Annotated in this window: 21 protein-coding genes; 15 read left to right on the top strand and 6 right to left on the bottom strand. The window is 34.1% G+C overall.

Going from position 1 to position 19,376, the window contains the following annotated elements:
* Window positions 1-31 precede the first annotated feature (31 nt).
* The gene (locus ATO12_RS13405; RefSeq protein ID WP_034242602.1) at window positions 32-1,633 is read left to right on the top strand and encodes a hypothetical protein; all 1,602 of its coding nucleotides are present in this window, start codon (window positions 32-34) and stop codon (window positions 1,631-1,633) included.
* 434 nt (window positions 1,634-2,067) lie between these two features.
* Window positions 2,068-2,676, top strand: coding sequence for an SPOR domain-containing protein (locus ATO12_RS24945; RefSeq protein ID WP_051575822.1), 609 nt, complete (start codon window positions 2,068-2,070; stop codon window positions 2,674-2,676).
* An 85-nt stretch (window positions 2,677-2,761) separates the two neighbouring features.
* On the opposite strand, the gene ATO12_RS13395 is transcribed toward ATO12_RS24945, so the two are convergent.
* The 6 genes from ATO12_RS13395 to yiaA all read right to left on the bottom strand — a co-directional run bounded on the left by ATO12_RS13395 (window position 2,762) and on the right by yiaA (window position 6,793).
* The gene (locus tag ATO12_RS13395) at window positions 2,762-3,106 is read right to left on the bottom strand and encodes a DUF6515 family protein (RefSeq protein ID WP_034242601.1); all 345 of its coding nucleotides are present in this window, start codon (window positions 3,104-3,106) and stop codon (window positions 2,762-2,764) included.
* 135 nt (window positions 3,107-3,241) lie between these two features.
* Window positions 3,242-3,514, bottom strand: a complete 273-nt coding sequence (locus tag ATO12_RS13390) for a hypothetical protein (protein WP_034242599.1) — start codon at window positions 3,512-3,514, stop codon at window positions 3,242-3,244.
* 158 nt (window positions 3,515-3,672) lie between these two features.
* Window positions 3,673-4,218 (bottom strand): GDYXXLXY domain-containing protein, encoded by a 546-nt coding sequence (locus ATO12_RS13385; RefSeq protein ID WP_081802064.1) that lies wholly within the window; start codon window positions 4,216-4,218, stop codon window positions 3,673-3,675.
* Between the two features lie 123 nt (window positions 4,219-4,341).
* Complete coding sequence (locus tag ATO12_RS24940) at window positions 4,342-5,622, bottom strand: DUF2157 domain-containing protein (protein ID WP_051575820.1); 1,281 nt, start codon at window positions 5,620-5,622, stop codon at window positions 4,342-4,344.
* A 47-nt stretch (window positions 5,623-5,669) separates the two neighbouring features.
* Entirely contained in the window at window positions 5,670-5,960 is a 291-nt protein-coding gene (locus tag ATO12_RS13375) for a hypothetical protein (RefSeq protein ID WP_034242595.1), read from the bottom strand.
* Between the two features lie 356 nt (window positions 5,961-6,316).
* Window positions 6,317-6,793 (bottom strand): inner membrane protein YiaA, encoded by a 477-nt coding sequence (gene yiaA, locus ATO12_RS13370; protein ID WP_034242593.1) that lies wholly within the window; start codon window positions 6,791-6,793, stop codon window positions 6,317-6,319.
* Window positions 6,794-6,972: 179 nt separating this feature from the next.
* Between yiaA and ATO12_RS13365 the strand changes: the two genes are divergently transcribed.
* The 13 genes from ATO12_RS13365 (at window position 6,973) to aqpZ (ending at window position 19,335) form a co-directional block, all read left to right on the top strand.
* On the top strand, window positions 6,973-8,463 hold the full coding sequence (locus tag ATO12_RS13365) for a hypothetical protein (RefSeq protein WP_034242591.1): 1,491 nt from the start codon (window positions 6,973-6,975) through the stop codon (window positions 8,461-8,463).
* A gap of 343 nt (window positions 8,464-8,806) precedes the next feature.
* A complete protein-coding gene (locus ATO12_RS13360) occupies window positions 8,807-10,651 on the top strand; it encodes an ATP-dependent nuclease (protein WP_034242590.1) in 1,845 nt (614 codons plus the stop codon).
* A 60-nt stretch (window positions 10,652-10,711) separates the two neighbouring features.
* Window positions 10,712-11,527, top strand: coding sequence for a HEPN domain-containing protein (locus ATO12_RS13355; protein WP_034242588.1), 816 nt, complete (start codon window positions 10,712-10,714; stop codon window positions 11,525-11,527).
* 282 nt (window positions 11,528-11,809) lie between these two features.
* Window positions 11,810-12,115, top strand: coding sequence for a hypothetical protein (locus ATO12_RS13350; protein WP_034242586.1), 306 nt, complete (start codon window positions 11,810-11,812; stop codon window positions 12,113-12,115).
* Window positions 12,116-12,663: 548 nt separating this feature from the next.
* On the top strand, window positions 12,664-13,152 hold the full coding sequence (locus ATO12_RS13345; RefSeq protein WP_051575819.1) for a hypothetical protein: 489 nt from the start codon (window positions 12,664-12,666) through the stop codon (window positions 13,150-13,152).
* A 387-nt stretch (window positions 13,153-13,539) separates the two neighbouring features.
* On the top strand, window positions 13,540-13,998 hold the full coding sequence (locus ATO12_RS13340; RefSeq protein ID WP_034242585.1) for a hypothetical protein: 459 nt from the start codon (window positions 13,540-13,542) through the stop codon (window positions 13,996-13,998).
* Window positions 13,999-14,115: 117 nt separating this feature from the next.
* Window positions 14,116-14,658 (top strand): DUF4287 domain-containing protein, encoded by a 543-nt coding sequence (locus tag ATO12_RS13335; protein ID WP_034242583.1) that lies wholly within the window; start codon window positions 14,116-14,118, stop codon window positions 14,656-14,658.
* Window positions 14,659-14,906: 248 nt separating this feature from the next.
* A complete protein-coding gene (locus tag ATO12_RS13330) occupies window positions 14,907-15,404 on the top strand; it encodes a hypothetical protein (RefSeq protein ID WP_034242582.1) in 498 nt (165 codons plus the stop codon).
* 43 nt (window positions 15,405-15,447) lie between these two features.
* Complete coding sequence (locus tag ATO12_RS13325; RefSeq protein WP_034242581.1) at window positions 15,448-16,011, top strand: adenylate kinase family protein; 564 nt, start codon at window positions 15,448-15,450, stop codon at window positions 16,009-16,011.
* 47 nt (window positions 16,012-16,058) lie between these two features.
* Window positions 16,059-16,544 carry a hypothetical protein gene (locus ATO12_RS13320; RefSeq protein WP_034242580.1) on the top strand — a complete coding sequence of 162 codons (486 nt, stop codon included), beginning with the start codon at window positions 16,059-16,061 and terminating at the stop codon, window positions 16,542-16,544.
* A gap of 347 nt (window positions 16,545-16,891) precedes the next feature.
* Window positions 16,892-17,590, top strand: a complete 699-nt coding sequence (locus tag ATO12_RS13315) for a VOC family protein (protein WP_165583379.1) — start codon at window positions 16,892-16,894, stop codon at window positions 17,588-17,590.
* Window positions 17,591-17,757: 167 nt separating this feature from the next.
* The gene (locus ATO12_RS13310) at window positions 17,758-18,201 is read left to right on the top strand and encodes a hypothetical protein (protein ID WP_034242578.1); all 444 of its coding nucleotides are present in this window, start codon (window positions 17,758-17,760) and stop codon (window positions 18,199-18,201) included.
* Between the two features lie 447 nt (window positions 18,202-18,648).
* On the top strand, window positions 18,649-19,335 hold the full coding sequence (gene aqpZ, locus ATO12_RS13305) for an aquaporin Z (protein ID WP_034242577.1): 687 nt from the start codon (window positions 18,649-18,651) through the stop codon (window positions 19,333-19,335).
* The last annotated feature ends 41 nt before the right edge of the window (window positions 19,336-19,376 follow it).

Here is a 19,376-nt window from a genome sequence, read left to right as displayed (position 1 = left end):
CGGCTATTTATTTAAAATAACCTCAACTATTATGAAACAAGGATTACTAACATCTATTACCCTATTGTTTTGTCTAATTTCGTTTGCACAAAGTGCAGATTTGGATAAAGAAAACTTTAAAGTTTCTTATGTAAAATTGCCTACAAAGCCCATTCTGGACGATACCAAAAGAACATATTCTACGAATCATAGGGGAATTTCAATTTCTGGATTCTCGAAAGTAAAGTCTGAAGGAACATTAGATTATAATTACACGTTTAACGGTACAGAAATAGGAGAAGTCAATATCAATAAAAACAAAATTGAGAAAAAGGACAAAGAAGGAAAAGTTATTTCTGTAAGCTACGAATATATGGTAGTTGTTACCTATTCATCTTCTGCTTCTTTATCATTTAACAATGCAGAAACTGCAGAAAATTTCCAAAAAACATATTCAGAAAGTACCACCTATAAGAGTAGTACTTTTGGCAGCTATACCAAAGCAAAAGATTATTACAACAATAATCGACATAACTTAAGAAACAAGTATAGAACTGCTCATAAGAACACAATTATAAGCAATATCAATAGCTATGCAAATCGTGCATATGGATACATTCCTTATACAACCGAATATGAATATTTATGGATTTTAGGCTCGAAAAAGCATCCAGAATTTCAAAAACACCACGAAGCATTTGATAAGGTAAAAGCTTCATTTGATAAAATCAAATACGATGAACCTATCGATGAGATCAAAAAAGAGATGGAGCCTATTATCGAATATTTTAATAGTGTAATCCCAAACTATCCTGGTGATAAACGTAAAATAAGAAAGGTACGCTATGCCAGTTATTATAACATCGCAAATTTATACTACTATCTAGAGATGCCTGAGAAAGTAAAAGAGTACGCTCAGAAAATCATCGATAATAATTATGATAAAAAAGATGGTAAATATTTTATCAAAAAGGCAGATCAGCTTATCAAATCTTTAGAAACTAATAAAACAAATACTCGGCATATGAAAGTACTTACCGAGGATTTAAGTAATGTTTCAGAAGAGGAAGAGCAAGAAGAAAGCGAGACTGCAGATATAGAATTAAATAAAGCATATTTGATTACCAAAGAAAATGATACTACACTGGTGGATATCAAGTCCAGTGATATTGCTTCAATCGGATATAAGCTAAAAACCGTAGAGTATGACCAAAACGGTACTCCGATAGGAAGCAGAGTAAAAAGTGCAAAAAAATGTAAAGAACTTGTCTTTGTCGATGGGCTTCATTACAGAAATATTAAGTTTAAAGAATCTTCTATTAAGTCTGGAGCTGTAGATGCCGGGCAAATGGTATTAGGTGGGGCTACAGATAAGCTTTGTAAAGTACTTTTTGAATCTGATAAGATTAATTTATATCTATTTAACGAATCTGAGTTGGTGATTCTTCCTGCCGGAAGTGAAAAAGGAAAATCAACTATGGGTGCTGGTTTTGTTTTTGGTTTTAAAAAGAACCTTACCAAATATGCTGAAGGTTGCCCAACAGTAATCGAAAAAGTAGCTAATAAAGAGTACAAGAATAATCAGGAAAGTTTATTGAAGTTTTGTAAAGAACTTACCAAATGTAGTTCGACACCGACCCAGGACGGAAACTAATTGTAAAGACAAATACTGTAAAAGATAAAAAACGCAACCTTACCGGTTGCGTTTTCCCCTCAAACAATTTCGATTATACGAGAATTTCCCAGTTGTCTTCGAACATACTTTTCTAACAATGCAATAATGACATCCTAGTACACCCGGGCAATCCTTGCCGAAAATGTTATCCTTACGTATTCTCCACTTTAAAGATTTGGATACCACAGATCATCAATATCCAAAATCAAATAATTCCCTTTCAATCATTTTTATGAACAGCAAAGGTATCTATACATTTATGTATGAATGTTATCTATATATTAAATAACCTTATAATTTTTACGTTTATACCGTAGTATTTTAGATTTGCAATATATAAATATTCCTAAAACTCACAAAACCTTGAAGTTTTATAATAATCAATTATATTTGAATATCTAAACACAAATCAGATGCCTTTTATAACAGACGAAGAATTACAGGGTTTTAAAGACCAGATAGAAAAAGCCGAAGAGTCTAAACGTGCTGTAGATTATGCACGTAACAAAGCTGTAAAAGACGAAAAAGAAAACTCTCGAAAGTTTAAGATCGCAACCATCATACTAGGTATCATTGCATTACTAGGCGTTGCAGGAACTGTGTATTTCATGAATTTTAATACTCCAGAAAACATGATTACCCAGAAAAAACACAAATCCGAAATGACTACACGGGATACCAAAATCGCTGAGCTAACAGAAACGGTTAAAAACCTATCCATGAATCAGGAGTTAGATTCAAATAGTACTGGAGTAGGAAATGGTCGTTCCTTGCAAGATGAATTGGTATATGCTGTACAAATCGGAGCTTTTGAAAGTATCGATTTGTCTATGTATTCTGAGAATTTTGTGAATTTCAGACAAATTAAAAGCGGAGGATTTAATAAGTATGCTTTAGGAAATTTTGAAACGCTTAATGAAGCCAAAAAATTTCGTAGAGAATTGGTACGACTCGGATTTAGAAATGCTTTTATCGCTTCATATCAAAACGGAGAACGACTACAGATCGAAGAGGCCTGGTAATTACAGGTTTTAATATAACAGATACCCCGGCGTGAAAATGCCAGGGTATCCCCATCAAAACTAACTAACCAACTCAATGCAACAACTATACATGTACTACAATATATCTTTTACCTGATCTCTTGTAGTATACTCCTTTACAGGTATAATACTTTACCCCTCTTACTTTTACCGTTTTATATCCTCTAGGCAAGGTAGTCACCCGTACTCCGGCAGGAACGCTAACTCGTTTATACACTCTATTCTTTTTTATATACCATACACCCCCGCTTCTGTAATAGTTTACATTTTTATGTACTATAATTTTAGGGCGATGTACTTTGGCAACTACAACTCCTCGTGCCGGACGCACTTGTACCGTAGTAGCACAAGACGTCATTAAAAATCCAAACAATACAACCGGCACCACTATTTTCATTATACTTTTCATATCCTTACTATTTTGATTTCTAATTATAAGACTTCAGGATTACTAAAAGGTTTAATGGCGATATATTAAAAATTTGTGTTGGATATAATTTTTCACTTTACTTAACCTTTCATTTTACTTCTTACGATTTACCGATTATCTAGCAAGTGAATTCAACTTTTTATGTTTTTGTTTCTTTCGATAAAACCCGAATCGAAAACCTACAGCTTCAGCATAAACAAAGCTTTGTAAGATAATATCATACTCTATCGGAGCATTTAAAGTTCTCATAATATCGATAACACGGTAGAGTTTGGTTTTTGAGATCTCTAAACTAGACGCAAAATCTTCTGGGGTTCCAGTAGCTTGTAGACGAATGAGCTGATCCATCCGTTCCATAATTTTAATCTGTTTAATAATGATATTCATAATTTGTTTTCTCTTTGAGGTTATACTTTATTACAACTTTTAATGTTTAGATTTACTTAACTATCAACGATAATTATTGACTTCTAAAGACAGATTGTTTAAAGTCAAACACTTTTTGATTTGTAGAAAGGCTAGACTTTAAATCTAGATTGCACTTATCATTCTACATATTCCTGTATTGGTATCCCTTCGATAATTACATCTTTTAAAACCGATGCGCCATCCTTAATATATACCAGGGCATAGACATCATCTTTTTTATTATTTCTATTCATATCTCTATAGGCTTTTTCTGCATCGTATGCTTTGGTTTCTTCCATATAAAATCTATCAAACGGGAGTTCGAACATGATTTTATTGTTGTACGTATTCGTTACTTTGGCCATAACATAATCGCCACCAATATCAAGAGACTCCTTGCTTACTCCAGCAACTTTTGCAAAGCCTTCATCATCATTTTCTATATACACTCGTACCTTATCTCCATACACATAAGTAGTATCTGATGTTGCAAAAGAGTCCATTTCAAACTGAAGCCTAATATATTTTCCTCTAAACGGATCTGTAGGATCAATCGGCATGGTTTTAAATTTATAAGCTGTACCCGAAATCAGGATATCCTCCTTATCAAAAATCATCTTTAGCGGAGTACCAATTTGTACTACGGCCAGGATTACAAATACTATAAAATAAATCGGTTTCATCTGTTCTTTTTTTATTGTTTTTAATATCTCTTGTCACACTGAGCCCTTCGATAGACTCAGACTAACAATTAAAAGCCTAATTAAATAGACATTACATTATTTATGTTAGAGTATATCATCAAATTACTTCTTAATACGTTGTTGTTTTTTTAGCATGATATAATTGGTTAAAAAGAATCCTGCTCCTACCATCACAAATAAAATTCCTCTAACAACAAAGCTCATTCCGGTATCAAAAAACCTGCAAATGATCAGAATCGAAATGATCAATAATCCATAGTTAAGGATCCCGAAGTTAAATTTATCTGCTCCGATCTTTATGGCAGACATGCCCAGGGCAAACACTAATGCATTCATTAAGACAACCGGTAAAACGCCCGTATCCTGCAGTAAGAAATACACCAATAAGAAGATCACAAAAGCCACCTGAAACAGATTAACAGCTCGTATTCCCTTTTTTATAATGGCATATCCCAACACAGAGATACTCAATACGACTATTACTACTGTTGTATAAAGCTCCTGGGTATCATAAGTAAATGTATCCGGGAGTTCGTCCCATATCCAACGAAACGAAAAGATCATTAGTGATACCACAGTCCCTAGTGAGCCAATGATCAAAAAACCATTTCTAAGTGTTCGTAACTCTTTAAATACAGGAAGTCTCCCTATCGTATATAAGAAGCCAAACATAGTGATATACATCACAAAACCAAGATCTTCGCTACGACCGATAAATGCACTTAATGCAATTGCGATACTTACCGGTAAAATCCAGGTAAAAATAGTAACCGTATTACTGGTCGTATTTGTTGTGATAAGCCTGTAGTAATATGGTAGCATAGCTCCTATAAACGCAATATACAACCAGGGAGTTTCTGTATTTCTATAGTTCCATAATCCAACCTCTACAGCGTAGTATGTACTTAATAGTATAGTAAGTAAAGCTACCGCATGTGATCGTAACAGGTATACCAATGGCAAACAAAGGATAATCCAGGTAAGCAAAAAAGAACCTAATTCTCCCGGGATGTTATAGATCTGGCTTACCAGTGCCATACAGGCTCCCACTGCAAAAAAGAGAAAAGTCCCCGAAGCCTCTTTCCAGGTGATGCTTTTATCTTTTAGTATTGAAAACCCTGTCAAGATCTGCCCCAATAACAGAGGTCCAAATGCTAAGATTGTTTTTGTTAATCTCGAAAAATCATCCCAATTGTGTGCCAGCATTAAAATAATACCAGACCCCACTAATAACGCTCCAAAAATCCCAAAGATCATAAATAGCTTATTTGGCTTTCCTACATCTTTGGTAGCATAATATTGCTCTATTTTATCTGCCAACTCGGGAGAAATGATCTTATCCCCTACCAGTGTTTGCAGCTCTTTATTAAATTTTGAACTCATAATACATGATTATTAATTAAAAGTGCTTGATATAATTATAGATTTGTCTACAGCGTACTTAAGAAGAAGCTTCCGATAGTAATAAAAGTGCTGGTAATTAATAAAACAACACTAAACAGAGTAAAAACACGAATCCTTTTTTGTTTTATTAGAAAGAGTATATCAAATAGCAAAAACACTATTTGACCAATTAGAAAAGGAATAGTGAGTAACTCTCTAAATACACCTACCAAAACAAAATCTATTGTAAACAAATTAACTAGATATAGTGCTACAAAATATGATACGATCACAAGATTAATAATGGTCAATCTCTTTTCATTCAATAGTACATTCATCGTAGGTAAATTTTGTGATTAATTATAAATAATTAAGTAGTCTATTTTAATAAAAAGACAGCCGCAGCCACACGGCTGTCTTCTTTAATCATCAAAACAAGAGACCTCAAGCCCCCCTAAGGCCCCTTCTTTTGATTTCACTTTGTTAACCTTTTATATCGAAGTGCTAATGCACAATTCGGGCAATGTCGTTTAGTTAAGCTTTTAATTGTCAGTCTGAGCCCTTCGATAGACTCAGGATAAACCTGTCGAAGACATTTGAAAACATACTTTTGAAAAGCATTTCGACAAGCTCAATGTGACATAAATTTTTAAACTTTATCCTTAACTTAACGTCATTGATAATTCGGGTTTAATTACTCTTCGCTGTTTTCGATAAACTTTTTATCTCTGGTATTCTTCTGTACCGCAATGGCAGCAAATAAACTTAAGGTAAAAGACATCCCATAAAACCCTTTTTCACTAAGCTCCAGGTCGGCATTCCATAAACCGATAATCAGCAATAAAATAGAGGTAAGCGTGGTAAACCAACTAATCCCGTAATAGATATCGGTAACAGGGATCCCCTCTAGCCTGTCTCTAACACTTTTTTGTACAGATACCGCAGAGAACAATCCAAATAGCAGGATGGTAAAGTAGTATCCTTTTTCGTTAAGTACCATCCCTGCATTCCATAATCCGGTGCAATACGATATCATTCCTATAAATAGTGCAGACCATGATGCCGATATAAAAGCCGGCGTTGGCTTTTGGTCATATACTTTGTTTTCTTTCTTTTCTACATTTTCGATTACGGTATCCTCGGATACATCGTTACTAAATTTGTAATTCATAATTATTGTATTTTGATGATTCAATAAAAATTCAATTGTTCATTCGAACAGGACAAATGTGCGATGATATGCCTTGATATAAAATTCGATTTATCAAAAAAACTTACGATACATTTATGTTAATAATCTAATCATTTCAATATTCATAGTATCTTTATCAAAATTATACTTACGATACAATGCATGTTATTTCTTCTATAATCCACACCTTATCTGACGAATCGAAGCGAAATTTCATTGCGATATTGCGGCAAAAGAATAAAAGAAACGATACCAAAAACATACAGTTGTTTAAGCTTTTGGATACCACATCAATGGTTAAAGACCTCGATATCCAGATTTATGGCAAAAGAGCCAAGGGTGCGTATCACGCCCTATGTAAAAGACTGCATGACACGCTCATTGATTTTATTGCTGCCAAAAGTTTTGAGGAAGAAACTTCAGAAGAGATGGAAACTCTTAAGCTCCTTAGAGCCAGCAGGAGTTTCTTTGAGCAAAAACAATATAAAATTGCTTTTAAGACCATTGCCAAAGCAGAGCAAAAGGCCAAAACTTATGCACTTTTCAGTATTCTAAACGAGATTTATTACACCCAGATCCAATATGCTCATCTTAATCGTGGGATAGCAATAGAGACATTATTTGCTAATTTCAGGAGTAATAAAAAATCACTACAGCAAGAAGAAAACCTAAACCTGTTTTATGCCACCGTACAGCACGAACTCATGAAACAACGAAGAGATGCTGTACCGATTATAAAAAACACCTTATCCAAATTCGGGTTATCGATTACACAAGACCTTACGTTTCGATCCTTATTTAAGATCCTTGAGATTACAAACCAAACGGCTCATATCACCAGGGATTATCGTGCTATACTGCCTTTTGTAGAAGAAGTCTATACACAGATAGACACCAAAGAAGATGTAATCGACAAACACCTTTTTTACCATATCCAAATCTTGTATTATGTAGCCAATTCTTATTTTAGAAGTAAAGAGTTTACCACCTCGCAGCAGTACCTGGTCCTTATGCACGAGCAGATGAAAAAACACCAGGACAAGTATTACAAGCGGTTTTTTCCGCAATACACCTTACTACACTCGCTTAATCTTAACTATACAGGCCGGGCAAAAGATGCTATTATGATCTTAGATACTTTTGATTATGAGAAATACAAAGACCAGATTGCCTATATCCTGGATCTTAAGCTAAGTCATATCGTATATTATTTTCAGCAACAACAGTGTAAAGAAGCCCTGGGTATTCTTAATGATTTTTATCATAGTGATCACTGGTATACCGAAAAAGCGGGACTTGCCTGGGTAATTAAGAAAAACCTGATCGAGATCCTGTTGCGTATAGAGTTGGATCATATCGATATTGTAGAATCCAGGGTCAACAGTTTTAAAAAGAAACACGGCACTTATCTTAAGAGCAATAAAGAAACGCGGGCATCAGAATTCTTAAAACTAGCGATTACCTACTACCATAAACCAGAGGTCGCCACTACGGCAGCATTTAAGGATAAGATGTATACCACACTCACCACTCCTACCCCCCAGGACGAAGATATTTTTGATATGAGTTTTTATGCCTGGATAAAGACCAAAGTCGAAGGCACCCCATTATACGAAACCACTTTAGAACTGGTACATCAACGATCCTAAACTTTTTTTAACTTCCTCGCTTACTACGTTGTTACCCTTCCTGTACCCTTCGACTACGCTCAGGGTACGTGAAGAGTGCATGTTTTGATGATTCATATCCGTACCCTGAACCATATCGTACCCTGAGCGTAGCCGAAGGGTACGCCTAACACCTAAAACCTCAAACCTGATACCCGATACCTCACACCCCAAACCCAAAACCTAGATCCTATACAAAAAACTTTCTCATCCACCATGTGGTTTCCCGTAACCGTAATAAAAAAGGTAGCAGTAGTTTTAGGGGGTTAAAAAATACAAACGTTTACACATATTTAAACCCGTTTGTTAGCCACAATTAGACAAAATGAAGATAGAAAGTATAGAAATAGAGAACTATAGAAGTATTGAAAGTTTAGTAATACCGATTACTAAAATCTCTAATAAAAAATGTCAAATATTTTTAGGTAAGAATGAATCGGGTAAAAGCAATATTCTCAAAGCAATCTCTTTACTGAATGAGGATGCTAATTTTGACTATCAAACAGACTGTAACAAAAAAGCAAAGAAAAAAGAAGAGTCCATACAAATAAGTCTCAATTTAAAATTTGACAATTTTGAACATTACAGAAAGCAATTTGACAATTTTGGAATACCCAAAGTTTTACACTCGAGAATTAATCCTTACAAAATTCAAAGACACACAAAAATAAACTCTGATAATGACAGAAAAGATTATCTACATATATGGATAAATGATGACAAGGAGTTCTCTAAATATGTTTATAATAGTTCAGATTCTTCATTTCACTTAATAACCGATAAGTATAAAGAGAAAGAATCTTTGACAAAGGATAATATTAAGTCACTTTTAGGTCCTACATATACTCTATTAACGAAATCAAAGATTGAATCTCACTTAGAAGAAAAAATGTTGGACAATGTGACTCACAATACACCAATGCCTATAATTTGGAGACCTTCAAGTGAATTTCTTGTCAATAAATCCATAGACTTAAATGCTTTTTCCACTAATCCAAGTACATCATTACCGTTAAGGAATATTTTTAATATTTCAGGGATAACTGATATAGAGAAAAGGATTGATTTAATAAAAGATGACATCGAAGAAAGAGCACAATTAAAACAAGAACTTTCTACTTCAATTACAAACTACATAAACGAAAGATGGCCTGAACACAAGATTAATATCTTTATAGAAATAGAAAATATGTTGTGTTCAGTTATGGTCGAGGACAAGGATGATACACTTCCCAAATATAAAATGGAACAAAGAAGTGAAGGTTTTCAACAGTTTATTTCTATACTTCTAAATTTATCTATTGAAAGCAATACCGAAAAAATTAAAAACAAGATTATTCTATTAGATGAACCTGAAATTCATCTGCATCCAAGTGGTGTCAAATATTTGAGAGAAGAATTATTGAAAATTGCATTATCAAATATAGTTTTTATAGCATCCCATTCAATTTATATGGTTGATAAGCTAAATTTAGATAGACACTTCAAAGTATCAAAAGAGAAGTCTTTAACATCAATAAAACAAATTGAAAAAGACAACCCTTATGAAGAAGAGGTCATATATGAAGCTTTGGGAACTTCTGTATATGAACATATCCAGCCTAATATGCTAATTTTTGAAGGAAAAACTGATAAGGATTTGTTTGATGGATTTCTAAAGAAATATCAGAGAGATATAAAACCTGTAAGAATAGGGACTTTATCAGCTGATGGAGTAGAAAAAATATCAACTTATGTGAAATTTATGGAAGGACGCCTTGTTAAAGGTTTTGTAGTTGTGGACTCTGATTCTGATGGGGTAAGAATTAAGGAGCAAGTAAAAAAAGAAAGCAAGTCTTTTAACACTAAAAACACTTTTGAAATTAATGACATTTCTAAAACAAATAAAGCTTCAACACTTGAAGATTTGTACCCTATTAACTACATTATTTCGGAAATAAGTAAAAACTATAATGTTGAAATAGAATTGGACGATAAAAAGCCAGTAATAAAACAAATTGAAACCAAAAATAAAAACCTACAAGGAAAGATAAATGTAAAGGAATTAAAGGGAATATTGGTAAACGGAATACTTAGTGATATTAGTAAACTAAATAAAGAAGATGCAAAAAATAAATATAAAGCTTATCACGACTTCATAGTTAATCTGAATGAAAAACTGAAAAGTTAGTGAGTTCAAATCTACTACTAATACACGAGACCGTGAACAAGCTGAAAAAACTACAGAACTATGATTGGACATACCGAGTCTTTTAAAAACCTGAAAAAGGAACAACAACGCATTCTTGATTTCACAGTTTTAGTTTGCTATGCTGTTCCGAATTTAAAAAAGTCTATAAAAGGGTTTAAAGAAAAAGTTCCGAATTATGAAAAGCTTGCTAATCCAGATTATTTCAAAGAAACAGCTGATATTGGAAGACTTGAATCTCTTTCAGGTAAATACAAAGAAAATTTATCTAAATATACTTTATTAAGTGCTTTTAGCTTTTTTGAATCTTATTTTAGAGATGTTGTAAATGAGTTAATTGAATTTCATGGAGGGAAATCTGAATTTATAGAAACTGTGAAAAATAGACATCGTACTTTTTTACAAAACCAGAATAGTACAATTATAGAAAGTAAAAAGAAATTAAACGAACCACTAAAAAAGATAAAGTGGGAAAAGTACCAAAAACATATCAAGATTTTAGACGATGAACCTAATTACAGACATCCAAGTGAGTTGTTAGCAACTTACGGATTAAAGTATTTCATTGAATCTGTGGTTGGAAATGGATTTAAGAGTGTTATGATTCCCGAAATTTTAGAATACGGTTTAGGATTAGATATGTCCGAAAAAGTAAATAAACATCCTGATTTAATTGATAAAAATTTAAAAGAAACATTTGACATAATGCGTGATTTAAGGAATTCTATTGGGCATGGAAATCCTCACTCAATCGGGTTTGAAAAAGTAATGGATTTGATAAGATTTTTACGCCATTTTTCATTAAAAATTGACGAGCATTTAACCAATAATTTCTTTATTTTAGAGAGGTCAAGATAAAATTGTCGTTTGGTCCAATTGGTAAGACGCTTGTAAGCATTGTGGATTGATAAATTTACAATGCGTACAAGAGATGGAGTTCGAGTCTTCAACGACAACAATAAATAAAGCCAGCTCATAATAATGTATCCTATAACCAACTACTTGTTCTCACCTGAAAGTGCGGATTTGCACCTTAAACCATACAATACCCAATACAAATAAAAACACCTTGTCAACTTTTTGTATGACAAGAATGTGGTGTGATTGACTGATATTTGTTTTGTCATAAAAACAGATACCATGCACCAAAACAATGAGCAGCTTATCATCGATTTGATACAACAAGATCTAAAACATTGCCAATTAGTATACGGCTTAGCGCAATTGGGATTAGAGGGATCAAATACACACCATCTAGAGATCTTAGAGATCATTTACCAGCTTATGCATATCCCCAGTGAGAAAAAAAACGACTACCTGGCCGAGACCTATGCCGCTTTTATGAGTATGGCTACCGATTATGACATCACCCCCCTGGGAGAATCCCTACGCCCCCTGGCAAAACAGTGTTATCATCGGTTAAAATATCTTATAGAATTGGTGTGATTGTACCCTTCGAGAATCTATTATGTTATCGTTTTCAAATGCATCTCGATACACGCTCGTTCCTCACGCACTCGATATGACGTAGCGTATTAGCCCGTCAGTTCGAGTGGTTTTTCGTAATGTAATGGAGAAAAATTGTACTTCGACAGGGCCTGTCCTGAGTTTATCGAAGGGCTCAGCAGGACTATCGAGAACTCATCATATTATCGTCTTTAAAAATGGATCCCAGCCTTTAGTTTATCCTGAGCTGGGCCGAAGGGCTGGGATGACAAGTTGTGATGTACCCTGAGGTGTAATACTAAACTGTCGAAGTGTACCCTTCGAGTGCCTCAGGGTACGTGAGTACGTGTTTTTTTTTACTCATACCGCACCCTGAGGTGTAATACTAAACTGTCGAAGCGTACCCTGAGCGTAGTCGAAGGGCACAACCTTAACAAAATCAAAAAGTTAGCTAAACCTTTCTTAAAAAAATCTCAGTTCCGAAAAATGAAACTGGGGTACTATATTCTTGTGTTATAAATATTTATAAACCATAAAATATAGTAAACATGGCATTAGAAAATTTAATTAGTGTAACCTTTACAGAAGACGAATTAAACAAATTAACCCAGGGGATCGATACCATAAAAGAGGTGTTGTTGGGTAAAACGGTAAATCTTACTCCCGAGCAACGGGCACAATACGGGCGTATCGCCAATCAAAACAAACTTATCGTAGATAAAGCCAAAAACTATATGGAGCAGCATCCTAGCTGGATCCCCAATTTTTTGGATAAAGAAGAGTTTGATCGCGATTATAGTACCCGCCAACAGATAGAAACTCACGTACAGTTATTAGAAAACCTATCCCAGCAATTGGTAGATACCAAAACCCTATTAGACTATGATAATTACTCTAATGCATTAAGTTTTTATCGTATGATGCGTTTTCTGGCTGGCGAGAACGAACCCGGTGCCAAATCGGTGTACCAGGATATGAAAGTCCTTTTTAAAAAAAATGGAGGAATCACACCCGATACACCCGACACAGAACTATAAATCGATATCCACATCGTATCAAAACTGCACCAGCCAGAAGGCTGGTGCTTTTGTTTTTATAGTAGTTACCCCTTATCGGGATGCTTCTATCCCTTAAAGACACGCTTCGAAGCGTTACCGAAGTCCTTCGAAGACTCCCTTTATGGCCTCGAGCCCCAAAACATATCACTTTTATCCCTACTGCCAAGCCCTCTAGGCCATACAATATCAGCTCGAACCCTGATCGTATCACTTCGAAGGGTCATCATCACCCTTCGAAGCGTTAAAATATCAGCTCGAACTACCTTTTGATAGGGTACCCCCCATATCGATAAGGGGGTACCCCCTTGGTAGAGGTTGTGTTGTTACCAAAATAAAAGTAACTTTATCGACATCAATCAACATTTTATGAGAAACCAAATTATATTAGTAGCTTGTTCTTTTATTTTTATAACCTGCAACAAAAACGAAACCACCCCAACCCTATCAAAACCCAAAGAGATCAAAAAAATAGAAGGAGCTTGGAAAATGGTGTATGGAGAGATTAGAGAAGGAGATTCTGTAAAAATTAAAGATATGACTGTATCAGATTTTATAAAAATCATCGGTAAGGATCATTTTGCATTTTTTAATCAAAATCATACCAACCCAGATGATTTTTATGGAGGCGGAGGCACATATACCCTGGAAGGAAATACCTATACAGAAACATTACAATATTGTGCGGTAGAAGCTGTAAGAGGTCACAAATTTCCGTTTACCATAGAAATAAAAGGAGATACTCTTATTCAATATGGGCTGGAAGAGGTAAAAAAAGCCAACATAAAAAGGTATATTGTAGAAAAATATATTAGAAAGAATAAATAGTATACTCTTTTTTGGGGTCAATTACAGGCTCTATAACCCGACAGCATGATAACTTTGGATGAGTAAACTACTATACACATACTATTTATTATAATCAATGTAACTAATAGATTAAAGATGGATAAAGCATTACAAACTATGATTGACAACATTCCTGAAAAAACAGGTAAGTCATTAGAAGAATGGAAAGCTATTCTTAAAGAAAAGTCCTTTGCTAAACATTCTGAAGGGGTTAAGTTTTTAAAGGCAGAACATAATGTGACGCATGGATTTGCTAATACCATTGTGACTTTATCCAAACAAGAAAATAACTCTCCTGATGATTTAGTAGACGCTCAATATAAAGGGAAAGAAAATCTGATTCCAATTTATAAGAAACTAATTGATTATGTTACATCATTAGGCTCTGATGTAACCATTACACCAAAAAAAGGAAGTGTTAGTATTATTAGAAAAAGACAATTCGTTCTAATTAAGCCGGCGACTAAAACAAGAATTGACTTAGGGTTTAAACTAAAAGACAAACCAACTACAAATAGGCTTGAAAACTCAGGGCCATTCGGAACAATGTGCACGCATAGAGTTCGGCTATCCGAAGAATCAGAAATTGACAAAGAATTAAAATCCTGGATTTCTGAGGCTTATGAAAAATCAATATAACTAGGTATAACTACAAAATATAACCCTAACTCGATAAGGCGGATTTGCAATCCGTGTAATACAATCTAGCATCTAAATAAAAAACCTTAGCACTTCAATGATATCGCAAAAATCTCCTACCCCCATACATTACCATTGCTATATCAAAAAGATAATAGTAGTTTTGGGTGAGTAAACAATTATAAACTCTTATAAATAGGTATATGTATATACTATTGTTGTAATACATTCTAAAAACTGAACATCATATGAATTCAAAAAAAGAGATAGTCAGCCTCATTCATGATGAATTTGGAAAAGAAGAATTTTTAGTATCCAAGGCCAACTACAATTTGATTGAAGTAGAATCTGACTTATGGGAATTCACTATTTATTTTGAGACTAAAGACTCACTAAGTAGAGTTTCTGAACTTGAAGAAGCAATATCGGAACCTAATCCTCATTTTGAAGCTACCGCATTATTGGATAAATCTTCTTTAAATCTTAACGAAGGAGCAGTGATTGAACAAGTTGAATCTTGGGATGAAAATCGGGAAGAAAACCTTTCTAATGTTTATTACTTTGAACATGCCAGTCTGGAAAATTTAAAAGTTGAAATATTGAAATCTGATACTGAGTTTATTGAAGCCCTAATTTCTGGTCGAACTTTGATTAATGGTTCAAATGGGAACAAACCGGACGCAACTGTTAAAACGACACCTATCACTTTTAAAAAGGACAAAAACTTAGAACGAAGCGTAATGTAAACGCATTTTACATTAAATATTATATAAGCAAGAAGAAAAATAGATGGAAATACTAATAATTACCGGACCTCCTTATTCTGGAAAAGGAACACAATGCGAAATTTTAAATAAGCAATTAGATTTTAAGCATATTTCGACTGGAGACCGATGTCGATTTGAAAAAGAAAGCGGAACAGAAATCGGAAAAATAATGTCTGAATATGAAGAAAAGGGAGATTTGGTTCCTGATTCTATAATGAAAGAGTTGTTTGGACAAATCCTTGATGAAAATAAAGCTAATGCAGGAATAATTCTAGACGGCTATCCCAGAACAGATGCTCAGGTTGATGATCTAATTGAATTGGTTGATCAAAAAAATATGGAAATTGGAAAAGTTTTAAATATCGATGTTCCGAAATCCGAACTTTTAAACAGAGCCAGGAAAAGAGCAGAAACATCGGACAGAAAAGATGATAAAGATCCTAAAATTCATATAAAACGAATAGAGGTTTTTGAAGATTCTACAAGACCCGCTATTGAATATATGAAATCAAAACTTGAGGTCAAGACTTTTGACGGACTTGGATCAATTGACGAAATAACCGAACGAATAAAAGCAAGTTTATAACACGATATAACAATCGTACATATACCAATGTTAGTAAACATTTGAGAATGAAGTTTACGATTAATATATTATTCCTTTTCATCTTTACGTTTTCGTTTTCACAAAATCAAATTACGTATGAAAAAACTCTTTCTGACATCAAGAAATCTTCTAAGGTTTTATGTACAAATTTGATAATCCCAAATAATGATTTTTCAATAGGAATCTATACAAAGGAATGGGAAGTTGAAGATTTGACAATAGAACAGTGTGGAGATATAAAAACGGATTCAATAAAGAGCTCGAAAATTATTGAAATTTTGAGTTCAGGAAAACTATTGGATAAGTTGTATTTGAATATGGAAAATAATAAATATGAAAGTATAAATTCGTCTGACAAATTTGAGTGGAATAAAGCAAATCTGATTGTTGAACTTAACTTCACTCATAACTGGAATAGTGCTAATAAAGTTTATATTCCAATAAATAACAAAACACAAACCCGACAGCGCGGATTTGCAATCCGTGTAATACAACACTCAATGCCTACATAAAAAACCTTAGCACTTCAATGATATCCCAAAAAATCTCCTACCCTATACAGTATCATTGCTATATCAAAAAGATAATAGTAGCTTTGGGTGAGTAAATAAATAAACTGCTTATAAACCCGACAGCGCGGATTTGCAATCCGTGCAATACAACACTCTACGTCTAAATAAAGACCTCAGCACTTCAATGATATAGGAAAAAACCTCCTACCCTATACAGTATCATTGCTATATTAAAAAGATAATGGTAGCTTTGGGTGAGTAAATAAATAAACTGCTTATAAACAACGACAAACAGGTATATATGTACAAGGATGCATATACCAGTATGGTGTATAATTATGATCAAAATGAAAAGAAAATACCCGTTTTTTGCTTTTTGCATTGTAATATTGATCGCCATAGGATGTGCAAAAAAAGAAGTAAACAATATGCAAATAGATCATATTATACTGGCTATAAATGACCTGGATTTGGGTATTAAGCAATTCGAGGAATTAACCGGGGTAAAAGCTATATACGGAGGAGGGCACCCAAACAGTTATACTCATAATGCTATAGTGCCCATGAACGATATGATCTATATTGAAATCCTGGCCCCAAAGAAGGAATTAGACACAATCCCCGAGTTTTTTAAAAATATGGATGTTTTAAAACCTATTGGTTTTGCAATAGCTACTGATACGATAGAATTTCTGGAAAAAACAGTAGTAGACTCCCAATTTGAAACCAAAGGAATTGAAAACTGGTCAAGAAATAAGCCCAGCGGAGAGGAATTGAAATGGAAGTTATTACGGATAACTAATCCAGGGTTAAACATTAATCCCTTCTTTATAAGTTGGTCTGATAAAACAACGCATCCTTCGATTCAAAAGAATACGCTTTGTGTTTTAAAAGAATTTCAAATTAAAACTCCGCATAAGAAAGATATAACAGACATTTTATTGAAAAACAAATCAACGATTCCATTCATGAAAATAGAAGACAGTGATACCATACAACTCAAATTGACCATTACAACCCCAAAAGGAGAAGTAACCTTTAAATAACTATTTGCAATTGCTACTAAATTACTCTAAAAGAATTCGTTATAATTTTGTTATCTTAGTGACTTATCAAAGCGTTTCCTACAGAAAATTTTGTAACACCCCATATACTAGACATTAGCTGCAATTTGTGCTTCACTATAGTTAATTTTCAAACTTAATCTTAAATTATGAAGATAAACAAATTACAATTTTCAATAGATATTAAGGCAGAAAAAACCAAGATATGGGAAGCACTATGGAACGATAGTTCCTATCGTGACTGGACTAGTGTATTTTTTGAAGGTTCTTATGCCATTACTGATAATTGGAAAGAAGGTAGTAAAGTATTATTCCTTTCTCCTGATCAAAGTGGTATCTACAGCATCATCGAAACACATATTCCGAATAAAATCATGAGGTTTAAGCATATCGGAAATGTCGTAAAAGGAAAGGAACAACCCGTTGATGATGAAACAAAAGCATGGTCGGGCGCTACAGAAATTTATACCCTTACTGGTGAAACAGACAGTATTACCCTTAATGTTGAAATAGATGTCCTTGATGAGCATCTGGATTTTATGAAAACTACATTTCCAAAAGCACTAGAAAAGGTAAAGGATAACTGTAGTTAACAACCTACATAATTCATTGCAAATAGTGTAATACATCTCGTTCTGTACGTCAAGATGTATACACACTCAAAAGCATACCACTTAATCTTAAGAAAATATCTTTATGTACCCTGAGCCCTTCGATAAACCTGTCCTGAGTTTATCGAAGGGTACAACACGGACACAATCCTAATAAAATCGAAAAAGTAGATTTGAAAGCACTTCGACAAGCTCAGTGTGACAAATTATAGTGCACCCTGAGGTGTCATACAGGCCTTGTCGAAGTGCTCTCGAAGGGTACAGTATAGTACATCAGTCGAGTCATTACAGTATCCTTATCCTGTTATTCTGCACTTCATCCGAAATTAAAAGAAAAGATCATACCAGAATAGAATGCATAAAAGAAAGATAAGTACCTTAGTAATAATTCATACCCTCATTATTAACATCAACACTAGAATAAACAACATGAAAAAACTAATTTCAGAATTTATCGGAACCTTATGGTTAGTATTAGGTGGGTGTGGAAGTGCTGTATTAGCAGCGGCATACCCAGAGTTAGGGATAGGATTTGCAGGAGTTGCTCTTGCATTTGGTTTAACCGTTGTAACCATGGCTTATGCCATAGGGCATATTTCGGGTTGCCATCTTAATCCTGCAGTATCTATTGGGTTATGGGTAGGCGGTCGTTTTGATAAAAAAGAACTGCTTCCTTATATCGTTGCCCAGGTATTGGGTGGTATTGCTGGTGCAGGGATTTTATACCTTATTGCTACAGGAAAATCAGGATTCGAAATCGGTGGATTTGCTGCCAATGGATATGAGGACCATTCTCCCGGTGGCTATTCTATGCTTGCAGCATTAGTAACCGAAATCGTAATGACATTTATGTTCTTGATTATTATTTTGGGCGCTACACATTCTAAAGCTCCTAAAGGTTTTGCTGGCCTTGCCATAGGATTAGGGCTAACCCTTATTCACCTTATAAGTATACCGGTAACCAACACTTCGGTAAATCCTGCCAGAAGTACAAGCCAGGCATTATTTGCAGGAGGTTGGGCAATAGAGCAACTATGGTTATTTTGGGTAGCCCCTATCATAGGAGCTATTTTTGCCGGATTGGTATACAAGTTTATTTCTCCCGAAGAAGCATAATAAAAAACACCATAAACCTATAATACAACCCTTGCATGATG

The sequence above is a fragment of the Aquimarina atlantica genome (assembly GCF_000626715.1).
Classification (GTDB): domain Bacteria; phylum Bacteroidota; class Bacteroidia; order Flavobacteriales; family Flavobacteriaceae; genus Aquimarina; species Aquimarina atlantica.
The sequence above is the reverse complement of the archived record's forward strand: the minus strand, read 5'-3'. Positions and strand labels throughout refer to the sequence as shown.

Excerpts from the sequence above, each read along its gene's own strand:
- ATO12_RS13405 (WP_034242602.1), top strand. The coding sequence starts at position 32 with ATGAAACAAGGATTACTAACATCTATTACCCTATTGTTTTGTCTAATT.
- ATO12_RS24945 (WP_051575822.1), top strand. The coding sequence starts at position 2,068 with ATGCCTTTTATAACAGACGAAGAATTACAGGGTTTTAAAGACCAGATA.
- ATO12_RS13395 (WP_034242601.1), bottom strand. The coding sequence starts at position 3,106 with ATGAAAAGTATAATGAAAATAGTGGTGCCGGTTGTATTGTTTGGATTT.
- ATO12_RS13390 (WP_034242599.1), bottom strand. The coding sequence starts at position 3,514 with ATGAATATCATTATTAAACAGATTAAAATTATGGAACGGATGGATCAG.
- ATO12_RS13385 (WP_081802064.1), bottom strand. The coding sequence starts at position 4,218 with ATGAAACCGATTTATTTTATAGTATTTGTAATCCTGGCCGTAGTACAA.
- ATO12_RS24940 (WP_051575820.1), bottom strand. The coding sequence starts at position 5,622 with ATGAGTTCAAAATTTAATAAAGAGCTGCAAACACTGGTAGGGGATAAG.
- ATO12_RS13375 (WP_034242595.1), bottom strand. The coding sequence starts at position 5,960 with ATGAATGTACTATTGAATGAAAAGAGATTGACCATTATTAATCTTGTG.
- yiaA (WP_034242593.1), bottom strand. The coding sequence starts at position 6,793 with ATGAATTACAAATTTAGTAACGATGTATCCGAGGATACCGTAATCGAA.
- ATO12_RS13365 (WP_034242591.1), top strand. The coding sequence starts at position 6,973 with ATGCATGTTATTTCTTCTATAATCCACACCTTATCTGACGAATCGAAG.
- ATO12_RS13360 (WP_034242590.1), top strand. The coding sequence starts at position 8,807 with ATGAAGATAGAAAGTATAGAAATAGAGAACTATAGAAGTATTGAAAGT.
- ATO12_RS13355 (WP_034242588.1), top strand. The coding sequence starts at position 10,712 with ATGATTGGACATACCGAGTCTTTTAAAAACCTGAAAAAGGAACAACAA.
- ATO12_RS13350 (WP_034242586.1), top strand. The coding sequence starts at position 11,810 with ATGCACCAAAACAATGAGCAGCTTATCATCGATTTGATACAACAAGAT.
- ATO12_RS13345 (WP_051575819.1), top strand. The coding sequence starts at position 12,664 with ATGGCATTAGAAAATTTAATTAGTGTAACCTTTACAGAAGACGAATTA.
- ATO12_RS13340 (WP_034242585.1), top strand. The coding sequence starts at position 13,540 with ATGAGAAACCAAATTATATTAGTAGCTTGTTCTTTTATTTTTATAACC.
- ATO12_RS13335 (WP_034242583.1), top strand. The coding sequence starts at position 14,116 with ATGGATAAAGCATTACAAACTATGATTGACAACATTCCTGAAAAAACA.
- ATO12_RS13330 (WP_034242582.1), top strand. The coding sequence starts at position 14,907 with ATGAATTCAAAAAAAGAGATAGTCAGCCTCATTCATGATGAATTTGGA.
- ATO12_RS13325 (WP_034242581.1), top strand. The coding sequence starts at position 15,448 with ATGGAAATACTAATAATTACCGGACCTCCTTATTCTGGAAAAGGAACA.
- ATO12_RS13320 (WP_034242580.1), top strand. The coding sequence starts at position 16,059 with ATGAAGTTTACGATTAATATATTATTCCTTTTCATCTTTACGTTTTCG.
- ATO12_RS13315 (WP_165583379.1), top strand. The coding sequence starts at position 16,892 with ATGAAAAGAAAATACCCGTTTTTTGCTTTTTGCATTGTAATATTGATC.
- ATO12_RS13310 (WP_034242578.1), top strand. The coding sequence starts at position 17,758 with ATGAAGATAAACAAATTACAATTTTCAATAGATATTAAGGCAGAAAAA.
- aqpZ (WP_034242577.1), top strand. The coding sequence starts at position 18,649 with ATGAAAAAACTAATTTCAGAATTTATCGGAACCTTATGGTTAGTATTA.